This is a genomic window from Streptococcus sp. GMD4S (assembly GCF_000296955.1).
In genome coordinates this window covers 1-517 of sequence record NZ_AJRE01000574.1, presented here as the reverse complement: position 1 = coordinate 517, position 517 = coordinate 1, and the positions used below count along the sequence as shown (strand labels likewise).

The 517-nt window shown below is 37.9% G+C and carries 1 protein-coding gene; it reads right to left on the bottom strand.

Features of this window, described 5'->3' with window-relative positions:
• Positions 1-175: 175 nt before the first annotated feature.
• Complete coding sequence (locus GMD4S_RS12610) at positions 176-379, bottom strand: helix-turn-helix transcriptional regulator (RefSeq protein WP_000916947.1); 204 nt, start codon at positions 377-379, stop codon at positions 176-178.
• Positions 380-517: the final 138 nt, after the last annotated feature.

Here is a 517-nt window from a genome sequence, read left to right as displayed (position 1 = left end):
TCATTTTTCTCCTTTTTCTTCAACCGATTGAAAATGGACAAGAGGACTAAATTAATCCAAAACAAATACTTACTTTCAACAAAATAGAACCAACCCAGTAATGTTCCAATCATAGCAAAAGCATTCACAATAAAGGCAAAAACACTCATATAATAAATCACTTTATACTTGTTCATCACTCGTCCTCCTCTATCCGAAATACCGACTCGACTGGTTCATTGAATATCTGCGAAATCTTCAGGGCGATCACAATGGACGGGGTGTATTCGTCCCGTTCTAGTAGGCTAATGGTCTGTCTGGACACGCCAGCTAGTTTGGCCAGCTCTGTTTGATTGAGACCATCGCGAGCCCGAAGCTCTTTTAAACGATTTTTAAGCATTCCTTTCTCCTTCACTCTTAACTTGCTTACATTGTAACACATCTTTTTCTTTTTGACAACTATATTTGTCAAAAAGTTTATGATTTTTGTCATTTTGCAAAAGAAAACGGTCAGGAGTAAGGTCCTGACCAGTTTTTC

Excerpts from the sequence above, each read along its gene's own strand:
- GMD4S_RS12610 (WP_000916947.1), bottom strand. The coding sequence starts at position 379 with ATGCTTAAAAATCGTTTAAAAGAGCTTCGGGCTCGCGATGGTCTCAAT.